Here is a 279-nt window from a genome sequence, read left to right on the forward strand (position 1 = left end):
AATCGACAGTAAGACCTAAAAAATATCGTTCTTATCGTGGAGAGACAGGTAAAACAGCCGATAATTATCTTAAAAGAGATTTTGAGTCATCGAGACCGAATGAAAAATGGGTGACAGATGTCACAGAATTTAAGGTAAATGAACAGAAAATTTACCTATCCCCCATTATCGATTTATATAATCAAGAAGTAATAGCTTATAAAGTGGCTAAAAATGCACGTTTGACCTTGGTGACAGATATGCTTCAAAAAGGGATATCACGATTAAAACAGTATGAAA

Annotated in this window: 1 protein-coding gene; it reads left to right on the top strand. The window is 33.7% G+C overall.

Features of this window, described 5'->3' with window-relative positions:
• The coding region (locus H3T96_RS15160; protein WP_144093589.1) for a DDE-type integrase/transposase/recombinase at positions 1-279 on the top strand (279 nt) is incomplete at both ends.

The organism is Gilliamella sp. W8136 (genome assembly GCF_016101285.1).
GTDB lineage: Bacteria > Pseudomonadota > Gammaproteobacteria > Enterobacterales > Orbaceae > Gilliamella > Gilliamella apicola_N.